Annotated in this window: 25 protein-coding genes; 10 read left to right on the top strand and 15 right to left on the bottom strand. The window is 68.9% G+C overall.

The annotated features are described in order from the left end of the window. Positions 1-151 precede the first annotated feature (151 nt). The 6 genes from ACFOYY_RS23340 to ACFOYY_RS23315 are packed head-to-tail and all read left to right on the top strand — an operon-like array spanning position 152 to position 5,623. Positions 152-1,552, top strand: a complete 1,401-nt coding sequence (locus ACFOYY_RS23340; RefSeq protein ID WP_352014384.1) for a nucleobase:cation symporter-2 family protein — start codon at positions 152-154, stop codon at positions 1,550-1,552. 48 nt (positions 1,553-1,600) lie between these two features. Continuing rightward, a complete protein-coding gene (locus ACFOYY_RS23335; protein WP_386191958.1) occupies positions 1,601-2,818 on the top strand; it encodes an aromatic ring-hydroxylating oxygenase subunit alpha in 1,218 nt (405 codons plus the stop codon). A gap of 21 nt (positions 2,819-2,839) precedes the next feature. After that, positions 2,840-3,034: a ferredoxin gene (locus ACFOYY_RS23330; protein WP_352014382.1), complete on the top strand. Its 195-nt coding sequence runs from the start codon at positions 2,840-2,842 to the stop codon at positions 3,032-3,034. Positions 3,035-3,043: 9 nt separating this feature from the next. Next, entirely contained in the window at positions 3,044-4,336 is a 1,293-nt protein-coding gene (locus ACFOYY_RS23325; protein ID WP_386191956.1) for an NAD(P)/FAD-dependent oxidoreductase, read from the top strand. Then, positions 4,333-4,827 carry a hypothetical protein gene (locus ACFOYY_RS23320; RefSeq protein ID WP_352014380.1) on the top strand — a complete coding sequence of 165 codons (495 nt, stop codon included), beginning with the start codon at positions 4,333-4,335 and terminating at the stop codon, positions 4,825-4,827. Before ACFOYY_RS23325 ends, ACFOYY_RS23320 begins: the two co-directional genes overlap by 4 nt. 37 nt (positions 4,828-4,864) lie before the next feature. Then, positions 4,865-5,623 carry an enoyl-CoA hydratase-related protein gene (locus tag ACFOYY_RS23315; protein WP_352014379.1) on the top strand — a complete coding sequence of 253 codons (759 nt, stop codon included), beginning with the start codon at positions 4,865-4,867 and terminating at the stop codon, positions 5,621-5,623. Positions 5,624-5,681: 58 nt separating this feature from the next. Here the strand turns inward: ACFOYY_RS23315 and ACFOYY_RS23310 are convergent, their stop codons facing one another. The 14 genes from ACFOYY_RS23310 to ACFOYY_RS23245 all read right to left on the bottom strand — a co-directional run bounded on the left by ACFOYY_RS23310 (position 5,682) and on the right by ACFOYY_RS23245 (position 19,156). Next, positions 5,682-5,810 (bottom strand): hypothetical protein, encoded by a 129-nt coding sequence (locus ACFOYY_RS23310; protein ID WP_386191952.1) that lies wholly within the window; start codon positions 5,808-5,810, stop codon positions 5,682-5,684. Positions 5,811-5,897: 87 nt separating this feature from the next. Beyond that, positions 5,898-6,914, bottom strand: coding sequence for an NAD-dependent epimerase/dehydratase family protein (locus ACFOYY_RS23305; protein WP_352014366.1), 1,017 nt, complete (start codon positions 6,912-6,914; stop codon positions 5,898-5,900). Positions 6,915-6,918: 4 nt separating this feature from the next. Continuing rightward, positions 6,919-8,163 (bottom strand): hypothetical protein, encoded by a 1,245-nt coding sequence (locus ACFOYY_RS23300; protein ID WP_362778417.1) that lies wholly within the window; start codon positions 8,161-8,163, stop codon positions 6,919-6,921. Continuing rightward, positions 8,160-9,437, bottom strand: a complete 1,278-nt coding sequence (locus ACFOYY_RS23295) for a phenylacetate--CoA ligase family protein (protein WP_386191949.1) — start codon at positions 9,435-9,437, stop codon at positions 8,160-8,162. The genes ACFOYY_RS23300 and ACFOYY_RS23295 overlap by 4 nt, the downstream gene beginning before the upstream one ends. A gap of 2 nt (positions 9,438-9,439) precedes the next feature. Next, positions 9,440-10,126: a hypothetical protein gene (locus ACFOYY_RS23290; RefSeq protein ID WP_352014363.1), complete on the bottom strand. Its 687-nt coding sequence runs from the start codon at positions 10,124-10,126 to the stop codon at positions 9,440-9,442. Further along, positions 10,096-11,331 (bottom strand): ATP-grasp domain-containing protein, encoded by a 1,236-nt coding sequence (locus tag ACFOYY_RS23285; RefSeq protein WP_386191946.1) that lies wholly within the window; start codon positions 11,329-11,331, stop codon positions 10,096-10,098. The genes ACFOYY_RS23290 and ACFOYY_RS23285 overlap by 31 nt, the downstream gene beginning before the upstream one ends. Further along, complete coding sequence (locus ACFOYY_RS23280; protein WP_362778411.1) at positions 11,328-12,356, bottom strand: glycosyltransferase family 2 protein; 1,029 nt, start codon at positions 12,354-12,356, stop codon at positions 11,328-11,330. The genes ACFOYY_RS23285 and ACFOYY_RS23280 overlap by 4 nt, the downstream gene beginning before the upstream one ends. A 24-nt stretch (positions 12,357-12,380) precedes the next feature. Beyond that, complete coding sequence (locus ACFOYY_RS23275; RefSeq protein WP_352014360.1) at positions 12,381-13,124, bottom strand: HalD/BesD family halogenase; 744 nt, start codon at positions 13,122-13,124, stop codon at positions 12,381-12,383. Beyond that, positions 13,102-14,481 (bottom strand): phenylacetate--CoA ligase family protein, encoded by a 1,380-nt coding sequence (locus ACFOYY_RS23270; protein ID WP_386191941.1) that lies wholly within the window; start codon positions 14,479-14,481, stop codon positions 13,102-13,104. The genes ACFOYY_RS23275 and ACFOYY_RS23270 overlap by 23 nt, the downstream gene beginning before the upstream one ends. Next, a complete protein-coding gene (locus tag ACFOYY_RS23265) occupies positions 14,478-15,272 on the bottom strand; it encodes a hypothetical protein (protein WP_386191939.1) in 795 nt (264 codons plus the stop codon). Before ACFOYY_RS23265 ends, ACFOYY_RS23270 begins: the two co-directional genes overlap by 4 nt. A 1-nt stretch (position 15,273) precedes the next feature. Further along, a complete protein-coding gene (locus ACFOYY_RS23260) occupies positions 15,274-15,636 on the bottom strand; it encodes a YybH family protein (RefSeq protein ID WP_386191936.1) in 363 nt (120 codons plus the stop codon). 27 nt (positions 15,637-15,663) lie between these two features. Next, entirely contained in the window at positions 15,664-16,650 is a 987-nt protein-coding gene (locus ACFOYY_RS23255; RefSeq protein WP_386191934.1) for a hypothetical protein, read from the bottom strand. After that, positions 16,640-18,169: a hypothetical protein gene (locus tag ACFOYY_RS23250; RefSeq protein WP_386191931.1), complete on the bottom strand. Its 1,530-nt coding sequence runs from the start codon at positions 18,167-18,169 to the stop codon at positions 16,640-16,642. The genes ACFOYY_RS23255 and ACFOYY_RS23250 overlap by 11 nt, the downstream gene beginning before the upstream one ends. A gap of 9 nt (positions 18,170-18,178) precedes the next feature. After that, entirely contained in the window at positions 18,179-19,156 is a 978-nt protein-coding gene (locus ACFOYY_RS23245) for a UDP-glucuronic acid decarboxylase family protein (protein ID WP_352014354.1), read from the bottom strand. Positions 19,157-19,923: 767 nt separating this feature from the next. Here ACFOYY_RS23245 and ACFOYY_RS23240 point away from each other — a divergent pair. Continuing rightward, positions 19,924-20,718, top strand: coding sequence for a class I SAM-dependent methyltransferase (locus ACFOYY_RS23240; RefSeq protein WP_386191929.1), 795 nt, complete (start codon positions 19,924-19,926; stop codon positions 20,716-20,718). A gap of 348 nt (positions 20,719-21,066) precedes the next feature. Further along, on the top strand, positions 21,067-21,888 hold the full coding sequence (locus ACFOYY_RS23235; protein ID WP_386191928.1) for a hypothetical protein: 822 nt from the start codon (positions 21,067-21,069) through the stop codon (positions 21,886-21,888). Between the two features lie 125 nt (positions 21,889-22,013). On the opposite strand, the gene ACFOYY_RS23230 is transcribed toward ACFOYY_RS23235, so the two are convergent. After that, positions 22,014-22,598, bottom strand: coding sequence for a hypothetical protein (locus ACFOYY_RS23230; RefSeq protein ID WP_386191925.1), 585 nt, complete (start codon positions 22,596-22,598; stop codon positions 22,014-22,016). Positions 22,599-22,898: 300 nt separating this feature from the next. Between ACFOYY_RS23230 and ACFOYY_RS23225 the strand changes: the two genes are divergently transcribed. After that, positions 22,899-23,429 carry a hypothetical protein gene (locus tag ACFOYY_RS23225; protein WP_386191989.1) on the top strand — a complete coding sequence of 177 codons (531 nt, stop codon included), beginning with the start codon at positions 22,899-22,901 and terminating at the stop codon, positions 23,427-23,429. Next, positions 23,333-23,536: an HAD family hydrolase gene (locus ACFOYY_RS23220; RefSeq protein WP_386191986.1), complete on the top strand. Its 204-nt coding sequence runs from the start codon at positions 23,333-23,335 to the stop codon at positions 23,534-23,536. Before ACFOYY_RS23225 ends, ACFOYY_RS23220 begins: the two co-directional genes overlap by 97 nt. The last annotated feature ends 19 nt before the right edge of the window (positions 23,537-23,555 follow it).

The following is a 23,555-nucleotide window of genomic DNA, read 5'->3' as shown; positions in this document are numbered from 1 at the left end:
GGCGCTCTGACGGGCCACCCCGGCCGTCGGACCAGCGAGGATTCCCGCTCCGGCGGGCATCGAACACGTCTGCCCATAGCTCCGGATCATGGCCACGTCGACGCCGCCGGAGGGACCAGGGCGCGTTCCACTCAGTGCCCAGGAGACCGTCGTGTCACCTACCGTCCGCGCACCCCAGTCAACGGCTTCGGACCGCCATCCGGTAGACGAAGTCCTGCCCATCCCCCAGTTGTTCTTCTTCGGCCTGCAGCACATGTTGATCATGTACGCGGGCTGCGTGGCCGTCCCGCTCGTGCTCGGAGCGGTGCTCAAACTCGACACCCACACCATCGCGCTGATCGTCAACGCCGACCTTCTGGTGGCCGGAATCGCGACCATCATCCAGAGCGTCGGCCTGACCCGCTTCTTCGGCATCCGGATGCCGGTGGTCGCGGGGGCCTCGTTCACCTTCCTCACCCCGATGATCCTGATCGGCTCCGAGTACGGCCTGCCGACCATGTACGGCTCGATGATCGCCGCCGGCGTCTTCGGCATCCTGGTCGCCAGACCGTTCTCCAAGGTGCTGCGGTACTTCCCGTCCCTGGTCACCGGCTGTGTGATCACGATCATCGGGTTGTCGCTGATCAAGGTGAGCGCGGACCTCATCATCGGCTCCGACCCGGCCGCGGCGGACTACGCGAGCGTGCGGTACATCCTGCTGGCCTTCGGCGTCGTGGCGATCATCGTCCTGGTGAACCGGATCTTCGGCGGGTTCGTCCGCAACGTCTCCGTGCTCTTCGGACTCGCCATCGGCGCGGTGATCTCCTGGTTCATGGGCCTGGCGGACTTCTCCTCCGTCGCCGGGGCCAAGTGGTTCGGCTTCTCCACCCCGCTGCAGTTCGGCGCGCCGGAGTTCCGGATCGTTCCAATCATCGCGATGTGCGTGGCCATGCTGGTCGTCTTCAGCGAGATGACCGCCTGCGTCCTGGCCATCGGGGACGCCGTCGGCAAGAAGGTCACCGACAGGGACATGGCCAGGGGCCTGGCCACCGACGGCCTGTCCTCCCTGCTGGCCGGGTTCATGAACTCCGTACCGGACTCCACCTTCGGCCAGAACGTGGGCCTGATCAGCCTCACCAAGGTCAAGAGCCGCTACGTCATCACGGTCACCGGAATCCTGCTGGTGATCATGGGAGCCATTCCCAAGCTCGGCGAACTCGTCGCCAGCCTGCCCGGACCCGTGATCGGCGGCGCCGGCCTGGTGATGTTCGCGATGACGGCGGCCGTGGGCATCCAGATGCTCCAGAAGGTCGAGTACGAGGGCAACCAGAACCTGCTCATCGTCGCCGTGGCACTCGGCGTCGGCATGCTGCCGGTCGTGGTGCCCACGATCTACCAGAAGTTCAGCCAGGACACCCAGTTCATCCTCGGCAGCGCGATCACGGCCACCGTGTTGGTGGCGCTGCTGCTCAACCTGCTCTTCAACCACCTGTTCGTCCGCGGGGAGACCCGCAGGGAAGAACCACCCGCCGAGGCACCCGAACTCGCCGAAGCCCAGGAGGGCACGGCCTGAGTCCCACGCCCCGGCGTCAGCACACACGTACCTAAGGAGCACCACGTCATGGGTCAGGCGCCCGTCTCAGCGAACCTCCGGCGAATCCTCAAGGTCATCGAGGACGGCTCCCACGACATGGCCACCGGGTGGAACCTCCCCCGGGAGTGCTACGTCGATCCGGAGTTCTACGCCTTCGAGCAGGAGGCCATCTTCATGCGGCAGTGGCTGTGCCTCGGCCGCGTCGACGAGATCCCGAAGCCCGGCGACTTCGTCCGCGTCGACATGGGCGACGAGCCCCTGATGATGGTCCGTGGCAAGGACATGGAGATCCGGGTCCTCAGCCCCATCTGCGCGCACCGGGCCCACCTGGTGTGCGAGGGGTCGGGGAACACCGGCAGGCTCTTCCGCTGTCCCTTCCACGCCTGGACCTACGGGCTGGACGGCAACCTCATCGCGGCGCCCTCCATGAACGACACCGTCGGCCTCAAGAACCTCAAGGGAGAGGCCTACCTCCCCTCGCACCGGGTCGAGATCTGGAACGGCTTCGTCTTCACCAATCTCGACCCGGACGCGAAACCCCTCGCGCCCACCCTCACCAAGCTGACCGCCGAACTGGAGAACTACCACATCGGCGACATGGTGAGCATGCCGGTGGCCGAACTGCGCGACAACCCCTGGAACTGGAAGTCCCAGCTGGAGAACGGCATCGAGCCGTACCACAGCGCCTATCTCCACGGCATGCTGCACGACTTCGCGCACGTCAGGCTGACCAGCTTCGTGGAGATCAGCCCTGACGAGGGCGCGATCTACCATCCGACCGGCTTCTACCACGCCGACGCCGGATTCAACCCGACCACCAAGGCGCTGCTGCCGATCATCCCGACCCTCGGCGAGAAGGAGCGCAACCAGGTCATCTTCGCCTCGATCCCGCCGAACCTCGGCTTCGGGGCGGTGCCGGAGGGCCTGTTCTACTACCTCGTCCTGCCCGCGGGGCCCGAGCACATGAACCTGCGCATCGGCCACCTCTACCCGGAGGAGTCCACCAAGCACCCGCGGTTCGAACAGCTCTACAAGATCGCCCAGGACGGCCTCGTCCTCTTCCACCAGCAGGACGCCAGCTCGGACGCCTCCCTGCAGAAGGGCATGCGCTCCCGCTTCCGCCGTCCCGGCCGCTACTCCTTCCAGGAGGAGTCGCTCCTGCAGTTCAACCAGTGGCTGCTGAAGCGCTACCAGGACTACGTGGACCTGGTCGAAGGCGCCCCCGAACCCTCGGCCACCCGCTGAACTCCCGAGTGAGGAAACACCGTGAAAATCTCTGTCGACCGCACCCTGTGCGACGGTAACGGCGTGTGCATGGGCATCGCCCCCGAGGTCTTCGACATCGACGACGACCTGAACCTGCACATCGTGGACGAGATCCCCGACGACCCGGCCGTCCAGGCCCAGGTCCGGCAGTCGGTCACCTCCTGCCCGGTCCTCGCCCTGTCCCTGGAGGAGTGATCGACCGTGGTGGGCGACACCTCACAGACCATCGTGGTGGCCGGCGGCTCCCTCGCCGGCCACACCGTGGTCACCGAACTCGAACGGCGCGGCTTCGCCGGGCGGATCGTCTGGGTACGGGGCCAGGAGGGCACGGCCCCCTACTCCCGGCCCGCGCTGTCCAAGGAACTCATCCAGGGCAAGGTCACCGCGGAGACGATCCGGCTGCCCGTGCAACGGCCGTACGGCCCGCGAACGCGGATCATGGACGGCGCGGTCTGCGCGCGGCTCGACCCGCACGCCGACCGGGTCCTCGTCACCCGGGCCTCCAAGGAGGAGTGGATCTCCTTCGACGCCCTGTTCGTCTGCACCGGGACCAACGCCAGGGTGCCCAGGGCGTTCGCCGGACTGCCCGGCGTGCACAGCCTGCGCACCCTCGCCGACGCCGAACGGATCAAGGAACGGCTGGCCGTACGGCCCCGCACCGTGGTCGTCGGCGCGGGCCTGGTCGGCAGCGAGATGGCCGCCTCCCTGCGCTCCTGCGAACTGCCGGTCGAACTGATCGTGCAGGGACAACTGCCCATGGAGGCCGTCTTCGGCGCCGAACTCGGCCGGTTCTGCCTGGAACAGCACCACGCCAACGGCGTCACCACCCGCCTCGGCACGACCGTCACCGCCCTGTCGTCGGCCGGGCCGCGGGGGCCGGTCACGCTGACCTACGACGACGGGCGGGAGAGCACGGCCGACATGGTCGTCCTCGGGCTCGGCGCGGTGACCTCCTGCGACTGGCTGGACGGCTGCGGCCTCGACCTGTCCGACGGCCTCGGCTGTGACGAGACGCTGCGCACCGCGCGGCCCAACATCCTCGCCGCGGGGGACGTCGCCAACTGGCGCCACCCCCTGTTCGGGCACCGGATGCGGGTCGAGCACTGGAGCAACGCCTCGGCGCAGGCACGGCACGCCGTGGAGAGCTGGCTGGCCGGCCAGGAGGACAGGCGGCCGCCCGCCTTCGCGGACGTGCCCTACTTCTGGTCCGACCAGTACGGCCTCAAGTACCAGATGGTCGGCCACGCCCGTGGTCACGACGAGGTCCACGTCGAGGAGGCAGGGGCGGGCGGGTACCCGTTCGTGACCTACCTCCGCGGGGGCCGGATCGTCGCCGCGGCGGGCGTCAACGCGCCCCGCGCGGTGATGCGGATGAAGGCCCGCATCCAGGCCGAACTGGCCGAAGCCCCTTCAGCAGGGGGTTCGTCGGCCGGAGACCCTTCAACCGGAGCACCTCCGGCCGGGGAAACGACGAGTGAGGAGGTGTACGCACGGTGAACGGCGAATCCACCGGTGACCGGGCGTTGCCCGAGGTGATCAGGGACAACATGTGGTCGTTGCTGAGCGACCGCTACCGCACCAACCGCCGCGCCCCCCACACGCCGACCGAGGACGAGTACCTCCACGACCGTCCCTTCTGGCCCGCCTTCACCTTCGAGGAGGTACGGCACACGGTCGAGGACGGCAAGGACCGGATCCTGGTGATCTTCCACGACACCGACGTCCCCGAGGACACCCTCGGCTTCCGGATCGACCTGGACACGGCCATGGCCGAGTGGTCCCGGCGGGTCGGCGGACGCGATCCACAGCGACACCCGGAGATGTTCGCCGCCGAACTGATCTGGTTCATGGTCTGCTTCATCGGCGTCGCCGACCTCGACGGAGAGGCCGGAACGCCCGAGGCGCCGCACTGGATCAACACCGGCTCCGAGATCTTCGGAAAGCTCAGGAACAACCCCAACATGGACACCTTCGAGTCCCATCACTGACGCCCTCGCCGGGCGTAGGAAAGGCCAGGAGACACCCATGGCAGTTGTCGAGATCGAAAGGCCTCGCGACGGTGTCGCGATCATCCGGCTCAACCGGCCGGAGGTGCGCAACGCGCTCAACACCGAGGTACGTGAACTGCTCGCCGCGGCCGTCGAGGAGCTCAACAAGGACGACGACGTCGGCGCCATCGTCCTGACCGGCGGCGACACCGTCTTCGCCGTCGGCGCCGACCTGGGCGAACAGGCCGGACGCGACGTGGTCGGCGCGATCCGCGCCTACACCCACCAGGCGTTCTGGTACAGCGGCAAGCCGGTGATCGCCGCCGTGAACGGCGACGCCTTCGGCGGCGGCAACGAGTTCATCCTCCAGTGCGACTTCGTCATCGCCGCGGAGAACGCGCGCTTCGCCCAGACCGAGGTCACCATCGGCCTGGTCCCCGGCGGTGGCGCCACCCAGCGCCTGCCCAGGGCCATCGGACGGCAGAACGCGATGTACGCCCTGCTCACCGGCGCCCCGATGAGCGCCGACGACGCCCACCGGCTCGGCTACGTCTCCGAGGTGGTCGCCGGAAACGCCATCGACCGGGCCGTCGAACTGGCCGCCCTGATCGCCTCCCGCCCCAGGCTGGCCGTACGGCAGATCAAGGAGGTCGTCCGCCTCGGCCTGGACACCTCCTTCGAGGCGGGAATAGCCCTGGAACGCCGCGGCTACCAACTGATGTTCGGCACCCAGGACCTGAGGGAGGGCTTCGCCTCCATCCAGGAGGGCAGAACCCCAAAATTCACCGGCGACTGACCGCCCGCGCCCTCCTGAGAAGGCTGTTCACCCCTCCTCAGGAGGCGGAACAGTCGCCTTAGCGCTCCCAGTCGCCGGTGCCGCCGAGTTCGTCGATGCGGTCGGGGGACAGGCCGGCGAGGAGGGAGCCGTCCAGGAGTTTCATCTGGGTACGGATGGCGGCGGTGAGCGGGTCCTCGTCGGTCATCGCGAGGGAAGGTACCGCGACACCTCGGCTCCTGACCGGAGAAACGCCGAAGCGCCACGCGGAGGTGGCGCTTCGGGGGAAGGAGGGTCAGTCGGAGGTGACGACGGACCGCCAGGACGGGGGCATGTTCTTGGACACCTCTATGCCGGAGAAGATCGAGGGCTCCTGGGGGCCGTGCTTCTTGGCCCAGGCGGCCATCTGGGTGAGGCCTTCCGACAGGGGGACGGAGCCGGCGCCGACGCCGAGGATCTCGCGGGCCCTGTCGTGCGAGGAGAAGGCGTGCACGACCTCGTGCCTGGCCTCGACGTGCCGCACGCGCGCCTCGACACCCATCGCCGCGGCGACCGCCTCGGCCAGCTCGTTGACGGTGTACGGCGTGTCGCCCCCGATGTTGAAGGTCTGCCCGTAGGCCCGGGGGTTCTCGATCGAGCGGGCGATGGGCGGCGCCACGTCGTCGATGTGGCTGAAGGCCCTGGTCTGCTCGCCGTCGCCGAAGATGACGCACTCCTCGCCGCGCAGGATCTGGTTCATGAAGATGCCGATGACGTTGCGGTAGCGGTCGCCGATGTTCTGCCGCTCGCCGTACACGTTGTGCGGGCGGAAGATGATGTACGGCAGGCCGAACATCTCGTGGCTGACCTTCAGTTCCTGCTCGACGGCGTACTTGGCGATGCCGTACGGGTCGACCGGCGAGGGGATCAGGTCCTCGGTCATCGGCGGTTCGGCGTGGCCGTACACGGCGATGGAGGAGGTGAAGACGAAGCAGCGGACGTTGCCGGAGTTGACGGCCGCGTTGATGAGGTTGACGCTGCCGACCACGTTGTTGGTGTAGTTGTAGCGCTTGATGAAGTGGCTGAGTCCCTCGGCGGCGTAGGCCGCCAGGTGGAACACGTGGTCGAACCTCCACTCGGCGAACAGGGCGTCGACCACGCCCGGGTCGCAGATGTCGCCCTGGTGGAAGTGGGCGCCGGCCGGGACGTTCCCGGCGGTCCCGCCGGACAGGTCGTCGAGCACCACGACCCGGTGACCGGCGCGGAGCAGGTCGGCCGCTACGTGGGAGCCGATGAACCCGGCACCCCCGGTGACGAGCGAGGTGTAGGTCATGGGACTACTTCCTTTCACCGATGAGGATGTGAGACGCGGGCTTGTCCAGGGTGCGCAGCCAGCGCAGGATGACCAGGGCGTGGACGAGTTCGCCGAAGGCCAGCACGGTCACCGCGCCGAGCGCGCCCGCCCACGGCACGATCGAGAAGGCCAGCGCCCCGACCGCGACCAGCGAGACGGCCGCCCCCGCCGAGGTCGCGGCCAGGGCCCCGGCGCTGGCGTTCTCCATCACGTAGTTGGCGCTGCCGACCGCGAAGATGACCGGCACGCACGCCGCGTAGACGATGACGACCCCGGCCCCGCCGTACGGCCGCAGCACCGCCAGCGCCAGCGCCAGTACGGCCGGCACGTACACCACCCCGGCCAGCACCAGCAGCCGCAGCCAGCGCGACAGCCGGTCGTAGGTCGCGGTCAGGTCGCGCTGGTTCAGGGAGCGTGAGACGTCGGGCTGCAGGACGCGCAGCAGGTAGGAGAAGGCGTTCAGCAACAGGGCCGAGGCGACGGAGGCCATGTAGAGGCCGGTGCTTTCGGCCCGCGCGCCGGTCACCGAGAGCGCCACGAACAGCAGGCTCATCGACAGGCCGCCGACCAGGTCGGGGATCGCCATCAGCAGTGACGTCCGCATCGCGGCCCGCACGAGCGTACGGCGCCGCAGCCCGTCGAACCGGGGCCGCAGCATGACCAGCAGCACCACGTTGACCGTGGCCATCGTGGCCACGGTCAACGTCAGGAACGTCACCGGGGAGACCTTGAGGACGACCACCACGACCGTCCAGCAGGCCAGCGCCACGCAGAGCGTCAGATGGGCGGCCACGTCCCGTTTCGGCTTGCCGAGGGCCCTGGACAGGCCGACCATCACCTGGGTGAGGCCGACGCAGATCGCGTACAGCCCGGCCAGCCCGGCGGTCGCCCAGTGGCCGGAGTGGCCGAGGGCGACCGTGGTCGCCAGCACGGTGAGCGCCACGGTCAGCAGCAGCGCGCAGAGTGTGACGAAGACGCCGACCAGCAGCGAGGCGACGGTCGGTCGCAGCCTCGGGATGAGCTTCAGCGCGCACTTCTCGATGCCGATCGAGGCCAGCGGGGCCAGGAACATCATGCTGCCCATGGCCTGGGCGTAGTCCGCGTACCCGTTCGCCCCCCAGGCGGCCAGCAACGCCAGGTTGGACAGCAGCACGGTGCCCCGGAACGCCGCCCGTCCGCCGAGCAGCATCACCAGGGCCCGTGTCTTCGGAGTTCCCGGCAGCCTCATGTGAGGGGGGCGGCGTAGTCGGAGGTGACGAACCTTCCCTTTCCCCCGACGGTGATCCGCACGGTCTCCGCGGGCACGACCTCAAGCGGGAACTCCCCTCCGGCCAGGGTGAACAGCTTCTGCCGTACGGTCGTGTACACCTCCTCGCCCGCCTCGTCCGCCGGGACCACGTGCACCCGCACCAGGCCTGTCGCGTCCTGGTGCACGAAGCACTCGCTGACCCCGGGATGGGTGGCGGCCAGGTGCAGGAACGCGTCCGGGTAGAGCTTCTCCCCCGAGGGGAGCGTGACGTAGTCGTTGCTCCGCCCCGTGGTCAGCCGCAGGGTGCGGAAACGACGCCCGCAGGGGCAGCGCTCCGGGGAGATGAACCCGATGTCGCCCAGCCTGTAGCGGACCAGCGGCATGGCCCGTTCGAGGAAGGCCGTCACGACGACGTTGCCCGGCTCCCCGTCGGGCAGCACGGCGCCGTCGTCGTCCACGATCTCGCAGTACACCCGGTCCTCACCCAGGTGGGCGCGGCCGTGACGGCAGTCGTAGGTGACGTTGAGCACCTCGAACGCCGAGTACTCGTCGAAGACCGGGGCGCCGAACCGCTCCTGGAACAGCTTCCGGTGTTCGGGCAGCAGCAGTTCGGACTCGGTCATGACGATCCGCAGCGTACGGCGCAGCTGTGCCATCTCCTCCGGGGTGAGTGCCCGCAGCAGCGCCCGCAGGTGGACCGGGTAGCCGATCAGTACCTTGGGCCGGTTGGCCAGCAGTTCCGCCTTGATCTCCCGCATCGGCCGGTTGGAGAGGATCACGTGCCTGCGGAACAGGTTGAACCTCTCGAACATGCGGGCCGGCGGCGCGAACGGGCGGATGTGGCTGAGCCGGTCGGTCGGCAGGTAGCGGCCGGTCGCCAGGAACCGGCGCACGCAGGCGGCCATGTGGTAGTCGTGGCTGTCCTGGTCGTGCACGATCCTGACCCGGCGCCCGGTGCTCCCGCTGGTCTGGAAGGACAGGCAGTCGTCCAGGTCGACGCCGTCGGCGAGCATGCGTTCGAGCGGCTCGTCGCGGAGCACCTGCTTGTCCAGCACCGGAAGGCGTGCCAGGTCGGCCAGGTTCCGCAGCGGCCCTCCGGCGTAGCGGGGGTCGTCGCGGTAGTAGGGCACCCGGGTACGGGCCACGTCGAGCATCCGGTTGAGCCCGTTGAGCTGACGGCGGCGCAGCCCGGCCGCGCCGCCGTACTGCCGGGCGATGGTGAGCGGTATGTATGCCGCCTCCCGGACCAGCATCGTTACGCGCTCTCCGACCGCGTCCCGCGCGGCCTGACCCGGTTGGCCAGCGCGTCCCACCAGCGCTGGGGGCTGAAGAACACCAGCAGCGCCAGGATGACGTGCACGATGATGAAGGCGTAGGCCTCGTTCCTGGTCGGCGGGTGGCCGATGAACACGGTCATGTGCGAGGCCCAGTCCCACACGGCGGGGATGGTGGCGTAGGCCGGGTCGGTGTGGTCGTTGACCGTGAGGAAGGCGAAGTCCTCAAGGCCGGACAGCATCAGCAGCAGCATGCCGTAGGCGAGCCTGCGGGTGAGGGCCGCGGTGCCGCCGCCGAGCCGGTTGGCCAGCGTGATCGTCAGGATGATCAGCGGGGTCAGCGTGAGCACGTGGTAGTACAGCGCGTAGAAGGACTCCCTGGTCCCGGTCTCCACACCGCCGTAGAAGAAGATCTTCGGCACGAAGTAGAGGAAGAACACCAGGAACGCCACCGGCAGCGTGATCAGCGGAAGCTTGAGCCGCTTGGCCCACTCCACGTCGAGCCTGGCCAGTGCCTCGGTGGCGAAGACGAACGGCAGCAGCTTCACCAGGAACAGCCCGAGTGACTTCACCTCCCGGTCGTGCGGCAGGCCGAACCAGACGAAGGCGGCGGCGGCGACGGCCAGCGCGACGAATATCAGGAAGCCGAGGGGCTTGCGGGGGAGCATCGTTGACCTCTCGTGTCAGGCTCGATCTCGAATCGGAGGGTGCGCAGAGCCCGGTCGACGGCCTCGTCGAGCGCCTCGCGCGTGTCGGCCACCATCACCAGGTAGCCAAGTTTGTGTCCCGCCTGCGTGTAGGCGTTCACGTGGTCGCCGGGTGCCTTGAACACCTGCACCTCGACGACCTCGGGCATCCGCCGCAGGGCGTCGAGTCCCTCGACGGCGGTGAGCGTCCCGTCGGTCTCGGCCGCCAGGATCCGCAGCGTCGCCGTACGGTGCTCGGTGACGTCGATCGTCAGCGGCTCGCCGAGGGCCAGCCGGATGGCGGCCTCGACGGTGTTCAGCCCGAAGGCGTGCCTGACCATCAGCGGCATGCCGTTGCCGCCGAGCCTGGCGCCCATCTCGATGAGGTGGATGTCGCCGGTCGGGGTGAGCACGAAGTCGAGGTTGACCGGCCCCTGCCGGTGCCCGACCTCGGCGCAGATCGCGACGACCGCCTCGCGCAGCCGCGTGTGGACGTCCTCGTCGAGGTCGGCCGGGACGGTGTGCGCCACGCTGATCATCGCGGGCGGCCCGGTGATGACCCGGTCGGTCACCGCCATGAACGCCAGCTCGCCCCCGGCGAGGAAGCACTCGACGGCGCCGTGCCTGCCCTCGATCAGCTCCTCCAGGATCACCTGCCGGGAGAAGGAGTACTTGCGGGCGTGCTCGATCGCCCCCGGCAGGTCGGCGGGGTCGTCGAGGACGGTGATCCCCTTGCTGCCGGAGGAGTCGGCGGGCTTGACGATCAGCGGGTAGCCCAGTTCGGCCGCCGCCGCCATGAGGCCGTCCACGTCGTCGTGCTGGACGTGCCGGTAGGTGGGCAGCCCGACCCGGGCGACCACCTCACGGAAGAAGCCCTTGTCGACCGAGCAGCGCAGCGCGTCCGGCGCGACCTGGTGCGCGGTCCGGTAGATGCGGCTCAGCTCGGCGACCGACTCCTGGGCGGCGTCGCTGGCGGGGGAGATGACGGCCGCGACCTCGATCGGCCCCAGGGCGCGGGCGATGCCCTCGGGGTCCCTGCTGGTCATGCAGAGGAAGTGGTCGGCCTCGGCGGCGCCGAGCGCGTCGGGGCGCTGGTCGACGCCGATCACCCGGTAGCCGAGCCTGCGGCCCTCCCGGTACGCGGGGATCTGGTCCTCGCCCCCGCCGAGCACGATGAGGTTTCTCAACTGGCGTCCTCCCAGACCTCTGGTTCCCTGAAGTGACCGCTGACGTCGGGTGTCTCGTAGCCGTAGAGGGCTTCCTGCGCGCGGATCGGGATGTTGGCCTCCCGGATCTGGTAGCGGGGCACGCCGATGGCCTGCACCCGCATCACCCGCACGAGGTAACGCGCGATCACCATCAGCAGGGCGAGGGTGACCAGTACGGCCGTCAGCCCGGCCAGTTCGACCGCGACGGCCCCGAGCCCCCCGGCGAGTGCCAGCGCGAGCACCGCCGTACCGATGGCCATCACCGCCGCGGACAGGCCGATCAGCCAGGTCAGCGGCCGGAACGAGAACCCGAAGAACAGTTCGACGGCGTGCGAGAACAGCTTGCGCAGATTCCACTTGCCCTGGCCGTCGAGGCGGGGCTGGTGCGCGGTGGGCAACGTGGTGTAGCGGGCGCCGAGCAACGGCGCGGTGGCGATGAAGTACGGCGTGGACAGCCTGCTGTCCACCACCTTGTGCGCCACGCTCGTGCGGACGATCCGGAACACCGACGCCCCCTGGGGCAGCTCGATGCCCAGCCACTTCCTGGCGATCGTCTGGTGAGCCCAGGTGCCGAGCCGCCGGTGCCACGGGTCCTGCCGGTTCTCGCGTACGGCGAAGACCACGTCGTACCCTTCGAGCGCCTTGTCCACCAGACGGTGCATCTCGTGCGGCGGCGACTGCAGGTCGGCGTCGAACTGGACCGTCCACGGTTTCGAGGCGTACTTGAACCCCGCGGAGAAGGCCGCCTCAAGACCGAAGTTCCTGGCGAAGGAGATGTACTTCACCTGGGGGTCCTCGGCGGCGAACCCCTTGATCGCCTCAAGCGTGCCGTCGGTGCTGCCGTCGTCGACGAACAGCAGCTCGACGTCGTCGTACCTCGACAGTTCGGCCCGGATCTCCCGGTAGGCACGATCGACGCAGGCGATCTCGTTGTAGCAGGGGACCATCGCGGTGATGCCGGGGGGCGGGACACGGCCCGCCCCCCGCTTCACCCGTGTGTCCATCGAACGCACGGAGTCGGCCATCGGTCAGTCGAACATCGCGTGCATGGTCTCGTGGGTGGCTTCCTTCTTGCTGTCGGACTCACTGCCCCAGCAGGTGTTGAGGATGATGCGGGTCTTGTCCGCGTTCAGCGGGATGGTGCGGTGCAACGTGGTGTCGGACCGCAGGAAGTACAGGTCGCCGGTGACGTGTCCCCAGGTCCTGATCGGGTGGGCCTGGAGGTACTCCTCGACGCGCGGGTCCTGCTTGTTCCAGTCGGTGTGCGGGACACACTGGAGCTGGCCGCCGTACTTGGCCTCCGGGGCCTCGATGATCCAGATCACGGTGAAGCTGAAGTCACCCCAGTGCCAGCCGTGTGTGTCACCCTGCTTGTGCTGGCGGATGGCGATGTACTTCTCCTCCTCCCACGGGCACTGCAGAACCGGCTGGGCCGCGATCCTGGACAGGAAACCCATCAGCGCCTGCGACTCGTAGACGGCGGGGATGAGCTCGCTGTCCTTGGCGATGGCCTGCTGGCTGATCGTGCTCATGTAACGGGGGGAGTTACCCGTCTCGGCGAGCTGGATGTCGATCCGCTTCTCGTGCAGGTCGAGCAGCCGGTGGACCTCCGTGCTGACCTCCTGGAACAGGTCCTTGGAGACCAGCTCGGGCAGCTTCACGTAACCCTCGCGGCGGAAGTGCTGCGAGAGTTTACGCACGGCGTGCTCGTCGGTGTAGGTGGTCTCCAGGTGCTCGGCGAGACGCTGGTCAATCGTTTCCTTCAGCGACATCTGACATCCGACCTTTCTGTGGTAACGGTCCGCCCTCCGCTGAGGCAGGACCCCCGGAAGGCACACGTTCTCCGGTGGGAGTGAGCACCTTCACAAGCTTGATCTTTCCGTTGGCTTCTGGAGTGATCCGATGTGTGCGCCGTACGGTGACGTCCAGGCCGGGCGCTCTGCGCCGGACCTCCCGCTCGATGTCGGCTGTCACGTCGTCGGGCGCGTCCCCGGACAGGATCACCAGCACCTCGACCGCCCCCGGTCGCGGCTGGAGTATCTGCAGCCGGACGACCTGGGAGAAGTCCTGGATGACGGTGGAGATGAAGTCGCCGTAGTAACGCCTGCCGTCGGCGGCGACGATGCGGTCCTCACTGCGGCCGACGACCTCCCGCACGATCGGGGTGGTCGCGACCCCGCAGGGGCAGTCGTTGGGGGAGATCCGCACCCGGTCACCGAGCCGGTAGCGGATCAGCGGCATCGCCTCGCTGCGCAGCCTGGTCACCAGGATCTCCCCGACGCCGTCCTCGACGGAGACGGTCCCGTCGTCGTGCTCGACCTCGACGACCAGGTCGGAGGTGCGCAGGTGCATGCTGCCCGCCGGGCAGGTACGGGCGATCGTGAAGACCTCGACCGAGGCGTACACCTCCCGGTGGGAGGCGCCGAAGTAGTCGAGAATGTGGGCGCGGGCGGTCGGGGTGAGCCGCTCCCCGCCGAACAGCACGGTCCTGACGCCCTCGTGGGTGATACCGCGCCGCTTCAGCTCGTCCACGATGCTGGCGATGACGTTGGGGAAGCCGATCAGGAACGTCGGCCTGGCCGCGAGGAACGCCTCGACCTGCTCGTCCAGCGGCCGGTCGGTGCGAATGTGGTGGTTGCGCAGGATGCCGAACCGCTCCAGCGGGTGCCGCAGGAACGACATGACCCGGAAGTAGGCGATGCGGTCGGTCGGGCGCAGCCCGTTGGCCAGCATGTCCTGCAGGTAGGTCGCCCGCAGGTACCCCAGGTCGCGTTCCGAGTTGCGGACCGTGATCGGGATGCCGGAGGAACCGCTGGTCGTGGCGGCCCGGGTGTTCTCCGTGGTGAAACCGGCCGCGAGCATGTCCCGCGCGGGGGCGTCGTGCAGGGTGATCCGGTCGAGCGTCGGCAGGCCGGCCAGGTCGTGGGCGGTGCGCACCCCCTCGACCTGGGCGGCGGTGAGCGTCCTGCGGTAGTGCGGGACGTCGGCGTGGGCGTGCCGTACCAGCTCGCGCAGCAGCCGGGACTGGATCCGCAGCTGCTCGGCGTGGGGCAGGCGCTCCTGCCTGCGGATCATGGCCAGGTTGTAGGCGACGGGCGCGAGACTGATCGTCGAGCGCAGCCTGCTCATCGCGACCCCCCGTCCAGGGTCGGCGTGCCGTGCTCGGCGCAGCGGCCGACGGTGAGGTGGGTGGTGCCGGGCAGGGTGATGTTCGCCAGCGTCGGCCTGCGCCGCCGCGTCATCGTGAACAGCGGCCCCGACCCACCGGTCCGCGCGTGGACCCGCCGCCAGTTCAGGTGCGTACGGCCACAGCCCCGGTGCCGTGCGCCCAGGTAGCCGAGCCGTTCGTCGTGCACGACCTCGGTGACCTCTGCGGCCGCACCGTCCTCGACGACCTCGCCGGGGGAGCGGCGCAGGAAGACCCGGGCCCCGGCCGTCCCGCCGTCCAGTTCGGTGAGCTGCGCGGCGTCGGCGAGCAGCCCGGGATCACGGGCCTCCCGCAGCGCCCGCAACTGCCCCTGCCGGAGCTCCGGGTCGGCGACCTCGGCGGACGCGCTGAGCACGACGTGGTAGCGCCCCCCGCCGGGACCGATCCGCTCCCAGTCCAGCAGGGACGTCCGTACCTCGAACAGCGGCAGGTCACGCCGGTGGGCGCCGGTCAGTTCGAGCGCCTCGAACAGCTCCGCGGGCTCCCCGACCCACAGCGGCTCCTCCCGCCGCCGCACGTACGGCGCGTCCAGCGGATACAGCCGGTCGAGCACCGTGTCGAGCCGCGTCACCGGCGTCGCCTCGGGCTCGTCGAGCCGCGCGCCCGCCACGGCCCACATCTCCCGGTAGTACGGCACGGCCGCGAACGCCCGCGCCACCGTCTCCCGGCACCCCCGCTCCCAGGCCCTTTCCGAGAACCCCCGAGTCCACATGTCAGCAGAAGGTGTTCTGGTCGTGCAGGAGCAGCCACCGGCCCTCGACCAGCGTGAAGTACAGCGTCAGGTAGTACTCCTTCTGGTACGGCTTGCCCTCGGGGTCCAGGTCGTCGTAGACCACGGAGAGCAGCGCGAACGCCGACTCACCCGCCGTCGAGATGCGGACGGTCTCGGTCCGCAGCGACCAGTCGGGGTCGCCGAACCACGAGGTGTGGAACTCGGCGACGGCGTCCCTACCCCGCAGGAACGTCCCGTTCGGCAGGATCACCGTCGCGTCCGGGTGCACGGTCTCCAGGTATCCGTCCAGGTCACGGGAGCGGATCGCCGTCAGGTGCGCGTCAAGCGCCTGGGGAAACTCCATGGTTCTTCCTCTCTGAAACGCTCTGGGTCACCAGGCGGCGATCACCAGGGACTGGGGGACGAGCTCGCTGCCGAACCGCTGTTTCAGCTCGGCCATGCCCTTGCCGAACTCGCAGCCCTCACGGCCGTGCGAGATCATGTAGTCGATCTCCCGCAGGTACAGGTCGAAGTAGAGATCGCGCCGTCCGCCGTCCCGCACGTCGAGCGAGCCGTTCACCGTGGTGACCAGCCGCCTGCCGTCGTCGAAGGTCAGGTCGAAGGACAGCAGCCGGTCCCCGTCGAGGTGCCCGAAGTAACGCACCCCCTCCTCGCCGCCGAGCGCCTCGAAGTAGCGCACGGGCAGGGGCGGGGCGTACGGGCTGTGCTTGCGCACGGTGGCGCAGGCCAGCGCGCTGGCCCGTGCGGCGTCGATGCCGCAGGCCCCCCGCAGCACCCGGGTCCGTTCGGACGCCTCGGTGTGGATCCGCAGCAGCCTGCGCCGCCGGTCACGCGGCAGGTCGGCGAAGTAGTCGTCCAGGCTCGCCCAGCGGTTGCGCAGCAACGTGTTGGGCGCCGTGGTGATCCTGGGCCGGAACCGGCGGCCGAACACGGGCATCGTCTCGGCGGTGACCTGCCGGTACAGCACGCCCAGGCAGCGCCTGCCCAGCCTGCGGCGCACCGCCTTCTCGAACGCGGCCGTCGCCTCGGCCCGCTCCGCGACGGACAGGCCGGCGGCGAAGGCGAACCCGCCGGTGAACCCGACCGGCAGGTGGCAGTCGAACCACCCGACCGGCGGCATGGAGCCGGGCTCGGCGTACCCGCGCCGCCGTGACGGCCCGTCGGCCGAGCCGGTGAACAGGCAGACCACCTGGCCGCCCTGCCGTACGACGCCCAGGTAGACCGGGCTGGTCGAGCACCAGGCGATCGCGGTGAGCGCCCGTGCCTGCCAGGCCGCGATCAGACCCTCCTGCTTGCGGAAGATCTCCCAGTCGGCGGGCACCGGCTCGGTCGTGGGGTCGATGATCTCAGCGCGCACCGGGATCACCTGGCCTGAGCCGGCCCAGCACCCGCTTACGCAACGGGCGCTCGGCACGGTCACGGTAGGCGTGGACGGCGGCGACGACCGCGTCCCGGCCGAACGTCCTGTCGAGCCGCCGCAGCGGCGGACCGGACTCGGTGCCGAACAACGTCAGGTAGAGGTCCCGGTAGGAGGCGCGGTCCCAGCGTTCCGGCAGCGCGTCCCCGGCCAGGAGCGGGCCGGGTTCGGCGTCGGAGACCTCGTCGATCCAGCACCGCCCGTACCCGGCCAGCCAGGCCAGGGCGTGCCCGACCCGCTCGGCGACCTCCGGGGTCCCCCCGGTCAGGGCGACGACCCGCTCGGCGTCGTAGCTGTGCGAGTGCAGCAGCCCGAGTACGGCCCGCATCCGGGGCAGCGGGGCGGTGTCGCCGTCCCCGTCGATGAGCTCGTGGAGCGCCACGGCCTTCGGGTCGCCCTCGCGCACCTCGGCCAGGAACCGGTCGTAGGCGTCGTAGGCGCCCAGGAAGGAGGCCCGGTCGAGACCGAGCCGCATGTCGGACAGGCAGTTCGGCCTGCCGTACAGGAACAGGACGAGCCGGGGCGGCATCACCCGCAGCAGGTCGCCGACCGTCATGCCGCCGCCCCGGGAGCCGGAGACCTTGCCCCGGTCGCCGAACTGGCGGACGAGGCCGTACGGCACGATCACCGGCTGGTGCGCGCGCAGGTAACCGCGGTAGATCGGCTGGGTGCGGTCCATCGTGCTGCCCGCGCTGCAGTGGTCCTGACCTGCGGGTTCGCAGTCGATGCGTTCGTGGGTCACCCGCAGCGTCCAGTCCAGCGCCCAGGAGGGCTTGACCAGTTCGACGCGCCTGGTGGTGGCGAGCGCGCCGCAGGACTCGCAGGCGTACCGCACCCGGTCGTGGCCGAGCCGCAGGTTACGGGTGCTGCCCCGGCCGCACTGCTCGCAGTAGACCGTGAACAGGTGCTCGGGGGCCTGGTCCAGCAGCTTGGCGAGCTTCCTGGCACCGCGCAGGTAGTGGCGCTGCAGGGGCACGTAGGTGCCGGACAGGTAACGTTCGTACTGGTAGTGGGTCTGCCAGGGAGAACCGGCCGGGGTACGGCCGTCGGCGTCGGCCTCGGCGGGACAGATGCCCATCCGCTTCAGCTCGTCGATGTAGCGACGGCAGATCCGCCTGCTGCGCTCGGTCACCGCGCCCAGCGGACGCGTCCCGTACCCGGCCAGTTCGGACTGGGCCGCGGCCTGGGCCGGCCGCACCGGGTCGTAGTCGTCGAAGCTGAGCAGGATCGACGACCTGCGCCCGAGCCGTTCCAGCGCGCGGTGCACCAGGTAGGCGCAGGCGGTGTCGCGGAAGTTGCCGACGTGGAACCAGCCCGTCGGCGACATGCTGGTCTGGATCACCACCCGCCGCTCGGGGCCGTGCCGGTCGATCAGGCGTCGCGCGTAGTGGTAGGCCCAGTGCGGCTGGGTGTGATCCTGCTGGAACAGGTCGGCGTAGCCGGTCCTCGTGGTGCTCATGCCTTCGTCCTAGGAGACCGCTCCGGCCAGGTTCTCGACGCTCCACAGCCGCGGATGCTCCTGGAACCAGGCGATGGTCTGCCGCAGCCCCTGCTCGACCGGCGTCCTCGGCGCCCAGCCGAGACGGGTCGTGGCGAGCGTGATGTCGGGACGGCGGATCTCGGGGTCGTCCTGCGGCCGGGGCACGAACGTGACCTGCGAGGCGGTGCCGGTGAGCTCCCTGATCCACTCGGCGAGGTCGAGCATGGAGATCTCGTGCGGGTTGCCGATGTTGACCGGGCCGGGCATGTCCGAGTTGAGCACCCGGAAGACTCCCTCGACCAGATCGTCCACGTAGCAGATCGACCTGGTCTGGCTGCCGTCCCCGGCGACCGTGATCGGCTCGCCGAGCAGCGCCTGCCTGACGAACGTCGGGATCGCGCGGCCGTCGAAGGGCCGCATCCTCGGACCGAACGTGTTGAAGATCCGCAGGATCGCGGTGTCCACACCATGCGCCCTGTGGAAGGCCATGGTCATGGCCTCGGCGAAGCGCTTGGCCTCGTCGTAGACACCACGCGGGCCGACCGGGTTCACGTTGCCCCAGTAGGTCTCCGGCTGCGGGTGGACCTGCGGGTCGCCGTACGCCTCGGAGGTCGAGGCGAGGACGAACCGCGCGCCCTTCTCCCTGGCCAGTTCGAGGGCGTTGTACGTGCCGTTCGAGCCGACCCGCAGCGTGTCGATGGGGAGCCGGAGATAGTCGATGGGCGAGGCGGGGGAGGCGAAGTGGAGGACGGCGTCCACCCTTCCCACGACGGCCAGATGCTCGGAGACGTCCGCGCGTACCAGGCGGAAGTGTCCGTCGGTCATGAGGTGTTCGACGTTGGCGACGGCCCCGGTGAGGAAGTTGTCAATGCAGATGACCTGGTACCCCTCGGCCAGAAATCGCTCGCAAAGATGCGAGCCGAGAAATCCGGCACCTCCGGTAATGGCCACGACGGGCCTTATCATGAGATCTTCTGACTTTCCTCTGTGGCCCCGAAGACGGTTATGGGAAACACCTTGACATTCCTTATTCGCATGTTTTCTGGGTGCGGAAAACTAATTCTGCGCAACCGAAGACGCCGCTGGGTGATGAACGCTTCGTTGAGGGACGGTTAAGAGCGCTCTTGACGTTCCGGAGAGTATTCCGACGGCGGTGTCACCGTCAACACCTTCGTCGCCGAAAGCTGTAAACAAGGTGATATATGCATATATGTCGGACATCTCGGGTGCGGCGGGCGGGCTTTCGCCCGCTGAACGGAGAGTCGAAAAATGGCCTCTGACCTGCGGTTATGTGATCCGTTGAGCACGCCTTGATCATTAACGATCACTGTACGTGTGTTTAACGGCGCCCCTGTCAATCATTTGGGTCCGTTGTCATCCGACCCTGACTGTGCATGTGGCGACAACTTTTATCCTCGGACGCCGATTGGCATGTGGGGGACGCTCCGCCCCTCCCCTGACCTCCCCAAACGTCGGTAATCTGCTGCAACGCCCTCGGGTGATGACCTGTCCGGTTTCCGGACAGGAACGTTCCATGAGGAGGTGGCCCCACTTCTCCCGGGCACGCGGAGCGGAGCGTGCGGAAGCCAGGCCGAGGAGCCCCTTTCCCCGGCGCCGATTCCCCCTTCCCCGCACCCCCGGAAAATCACCCGGCCGGCCATTTCCTTTAGCCTTCACGTTTTCTTCGGGGAAGAGCGCTCTCCCGTCCCCGGTGTGTCCGCCAGAATGAGGAGATGTCCCGAGAACGCCTGCGAACCACCTTCGACACCGTGGCCGCCGACTACCAGAGGGCGCGTCCCGACTATCCGGCCGATCTGTACGCCGACCTGCTCACGATGACGGGGATCGAACCGCCCGCGAACCTGCTCGAAGTCGGCTGCGGCCCGGGAAAGGCCACCATCCCCCTGGCGAGGCTGGGCTTCCGGATCACGGCGGTCGAGCTCGGCGCGGCCCTCGCCGGGGAGGCGCGGCGCGAACTACGCGACTTCCCCGCCGTCTCGGTGGTCACCGCCCCGTTCGAGACCTGGCGGTCACGGGACGTCGCCCCCTTTGACCTTCTCTACGCGGCCACCGCGTGGAAGTGGATCGACCCCCGGCTGAAGTACGACAGGGCCGCCGCCCTGCTGCCCTCCGGCGGCCACCTGGCCGTGTGGGACGCCCAGCACGCCTTCCCCGAGGACTTCGACCCCTTCTTCACCGAGATCCAGCGGGTCTACGACGAGATGGGGGAGGGCGACGGCGCGGCCTGGCCACCACCGACGCCCGAGGAACAGCCCGACCCGACCGCGGCCGAGTTCGAGGACTCCGGACAGTTCGCGGTCGTCGGGACGCGACGCCACGTGTGGGCGCGGAAGTACACCGCCGAGGAGTACATCGCGCTGCTGGACACCTTCTCCGGCCACATCGCCATGCAGGCGTCCAAGCGCGAACACCTCTACGGGGAGGTGCGCCGCCTGCTGGCCGTACGCCCGGACGGCCGGCTGACCCGCCACTGGCTGGCCGTCCTCACCGTCGGCCGCCGTCTGTGACGGTGATGAGCGACCCACCGTCTACGGTCTCGGACCGCGCACGCGGTCGTCGCGAACCCTTCGGGGCGATGAGCGGTCAAGGGCTGAAGCCGCAGTCCAGTTGGGGTGGTGGGTGGGCCTGAGCCCGCGCATGGCGAGTCTGACCAACGGGCCCATGTCCCGGCCCCGACCCCGTCCGGCGGCGACCAGCAGGCCCGGCAACGGGCCAACCCCCTGTCGTCCATACCGGACGGCAGGGGAAAGGCCCTCCTTCGCCACCACTCATTTCAATTACTCTACGTGTTTGATCTGTGCGTATGAGGCATGACAGCCTTGACATTCTCACCTCAATGATCACCTGGAGTAACCGTGGGCCGTCCTCGCTTGGCCGCGCTCGGCGCCGTCGGCGCTTTGTTCGCCACCGTCCTTTGCGCCGGGGAGACCTCGGCCGACACGGAACCCGTCCCCGCCCAGGCTCCGCACACGATCACCGTGGGCATCCCCCATACCGTGGGCCCGCACTCGGCGGGCACGAGTAACGTCCCCTGCCAGGGAGGACGGTTCCCCTCGGGGGGAGGCGTGCTCACCACGAGCAACGGGGTGTTCCTGACCGCCACATGGCCCAGCGGAATCAGCTGGGTCGGTGACGTCTACAACGAGACCGACACGCCGCAGACCTTCACCCCCGTGGCGATCTGCACCCTCCAGCGCCACACGACCCGGTTCGGCACCTCCGTCAACGTGCCGTCGGGGCAGACGGCGACCGTCCGCGCGACCTGCGACCCGGGTCAGGTGGCCACCGGCGGCGGGCCGAACGCGGGCGCCCGCGGTACGGGGTCCGACAGCGGGCAGGCCTACATCAGCCAGTCGTCCGACATCGGCCGGCAGTGGGTCGGCCGGGTCACCAACCACGGCCCCCGCTTCGTGATCCTGCAGACCTACGTGCGGTGCGCCGACACGCCCCACACCGCCTACGCCAGCGGTCCGACCCGGCTGGCACAGGGCGCCACGGGCACCGCCCACGTCGAGTGCGGACCCGGTGAGGTGCCGACCGGGGGCGGCGGACTGGGCGATCCGGCGGTCGATTTCAACGAGTCGTTCCCGACGACCACCGGATGGACCGTGCGCGCCACCAACCACGGCTCCGTTCCGCTGGACCTGTTCGCCCGGGTGACCTGTACTCGACCCTGATCCGAGGACACCCGCACCGGCCTGATCGTCCAGAGGAACGAAGCGCCAACTCTCAGGGTCCGGATTTGTATGGCAAGGTCCAGATAGCGCGATTGTAGGGACATCGTGCGGCTCTCCTGCTGGGTTCAGGGGGCGGCGGGTTCGTTGGTCCAGATGTCGCGGCCGTGTTGCCACAGTTCGTTGACGTGGTAGGCGAAGCGGTCGTAGAGGCCGTCGTCCTGGTGGCGTTTGAGGTGCAGCATCGGGGAGTCGTGGCCGACGAGGTTGGCCAGGTGCGGGGTGACGAGCATCTCGTCGTCGAACTGGAAGACCGACAGGGCGATGTGTTCGTCGCCGAAGCGGGCCTCGATGCCGGAGAGGTTCTTGAGGGGGTCGAGTTCGGCCAGGGTGACGCGGATGCGGGTGGAGACGGTCAGCGGTACGGCTTCGGCCTGTTCGCGGCGGCGGGTGACGTCGCTGTCGGGGTCGCCGATGAGGAAGCGGACGCGGCAGCCCTGTTCGGCCTTACGTTTGAGGACTTTGGCGAAGTTGGGGTGTTCCAGCCAGAGGAAGTAGTTGGTGTATCCGGCCAGGACGATGGTTGAGGTGGCGTTGGTGATCAGGGAACGCCACACGCTTTTGGGGCAGGCGGATCGGTAGGGGTAGACCGACAGGACCTCGCGGTCCGGGCCGGTTTTGACCGTGTTACGTATCGCGTCGGGCCACAGCACGGACTCATCCACTTTCCACGCTTCGGAGGCGGCCCACCGGTGGCGTGGGTGGGGCACGCGCCCTTCCTCCGTCAGCCAGCGTTTCCGATTCCCACGGTGCGAGCAACCCCCCTGACATGGACAAGGCCCTGGCGCCGTAGGGTGCCGGGGCCTTGCGGAGAGGGCAGGCGATCAGGCGTCGAAGGCGCCGGTGTTCACGTGGCCGATGAACGAGCGCCACTGGGCAGGGATGAAGGTCGGGGCCAGAGAGGTTCGACGCCTTCCGGGCCGTTCTTGGAGGGGTGGCTTACCCTGCCAGGTGTGATCAGGGTTGTGGTGTTCGACATCGGTGAGACGCTTGTTCGGGATGATCGTTATTGGGCGTCCTGGGCTGATTGGCTGGGGGTTTCCCGGCACACTCTGTCGGCTCTGGTCGGTGCGGTGACGGCGATGGGGCTGGACAACGCGGAGGCGATCCGGCTGTTGCGTCCCGGGGCGGATTTGCATGCCGAGCGGCGGGCCCGGGAGGAGGCCGGACGCGGGGAGTTCCTTGACGAGAGCGATCTGTATCCCGATGTGCGGCCGGGGTTTCGGGCGTTGCGGGAGGCAGGGGTGCGGGTGTGTGTGGCCGGTAACCAGACGGTCAGGGCCGGGGATCTCGTGCGTGGCCTTGGCCTGCCCGCCGATGAGATCGGCGTCTCGGAGGAGTGGGGGTGGCGAAGCCGGACCCGGAGTTCTTCCGACGTGTCGTCGAGCTGGGCCGGGCGACACCGGAGGAGACGGTTTACGTGGGGGACCATCCGGCCAACGACATCGTTCCGGCCAGGGCGGCGGGTTTGCGGACGTGCCTGATCAGGCGAGGCCCATGGGGGCACCTGTGGGCGAGGGATCGGCCGGCTGATTGGCATATCGACGGCATCTCGGAGCTGGTGCCTTTCCTCTGTGGAAGTTCCGAATGAACGCGGTTCACAGTGGGCT

Source organism: Streptosporangium jomthongense, assembly GCF_042650425.1.
Taxonomy (GTDB): domain Bacteria; phylum Actinomycetota; class Actinomycetes; order Streptosporangiales; family Streptosporangiaceae; genus Streptosporangium.
Note: the sequence above shows the minus strand (reverse complement) of the source record. Positions and strands in the feature narration are given on the sequence as shown.

Coding starts and splice junctions, on each gene's coding strand:
- ACFOYY_RS23335 (WP_386191958.1), top strand. CDS start 1,601: ATGGGTCAGGCGCCCGTCTCAGCGAACCTCCGGCGAATCCTCAAGGTC.
- ACFOYY_RS23315 (WP_352014379.1), top strand. CDS start 4,865: ATGGCAGTTGTCGAGATCGAAAGGCCTCGCGACGGTGTCGCGATCATC.
- ACFOYY_RS23310 (WP_386191952.1), bottom strand. CDS start 5,810: ATGACCGACGAGGACCCGCTCACCGCCGCCATCCGTACCCAGATGAAA.
- ACFOYY_RS23305 (WP_352014366.1), bottom strand. CDS start 6,914: ATGACCTACACCTCGCTCGTCACCGGGGGTGCCGGGTTCATCGGCTCC.
- ACFOYY_RS23300 (WP_362778417.1), bottom strand. CDS start 8,163: ATGAGGCTGCCGGGAACTCCGAAGACACGGGCCCTGGTGATGCTGCTC.
- ACFOYY_RS23295 (WP_386191949.1), bottom strand. CDS start 9,437: ATGCTGGTCCGGGAGGCGGCATACATACCGCTCACCATCGCCCGGCAG.
- ACFOYY_RS23290 (WP_352014363.1), bottom strand. CDS start 10,126: ATGCTCCCCCGCAAGCCCCTCGGCTTCCTGATATTCGTCGCGCTGGCC.
- ACFOYY_RS23280 (WP_362778411.1), bottom strand. CDS start 12,356: ATGGACACACGGGTGAAGCGGGGGGCGGGCCGTGTCCCGCCCCCCGGC.
- ACFOYY_RS23275 (WP_352014360.1), bottom strand. CDS start 13,124: ATGTCGCTGAAGGAAACGATTGACCAGCGTCTCGCCGAGCACCTGGAG.
- ACFOYY_RS23270 (WP_386191941.1), bottom strand. CDS start 14,481: ATGAGCAGGCTGCGCTCGACGATCAGTCTCGCGCCCGTCGCCTACAAC.
- ACFOYY_RS23265 (WP_386191939.1), bottom strand. CDS start 15,272: ATGTGGACTCGGGGGTTCTCGGAAAGGGCCTGGGAGCGGGGGTGCCGG.
- ACFOYY_RS23260 (WP_386191936.1), bottom strand. CDS start 15,636: ATGGAGTTTCCCCAGGCGCTTGACGCGCACCTGACGGCGATCCGCTCC.
- ACFOYY_RS23250 (WP_386191931.1), bottom strand. CDS start 18,169: ATGAGCACCACGAGGACCGGCTACGCCGACCTGTTCCAGCAGGATCAC.
- ACFOYY_RS23245 (WP_352014354.1), bottom strand. CDS start 19,156: ATGATAAGGCCCGTCGTGGCCATTACCGGAGGTGCCGGATTTCTCGGC.
- ACFOYY_RS23240 (WP_386191929.1), top strand. CDS start 19,924: ATGTCCCGAGAACGCCTGCGAACCACCTTCGACACCGTGGCCGCCGAC.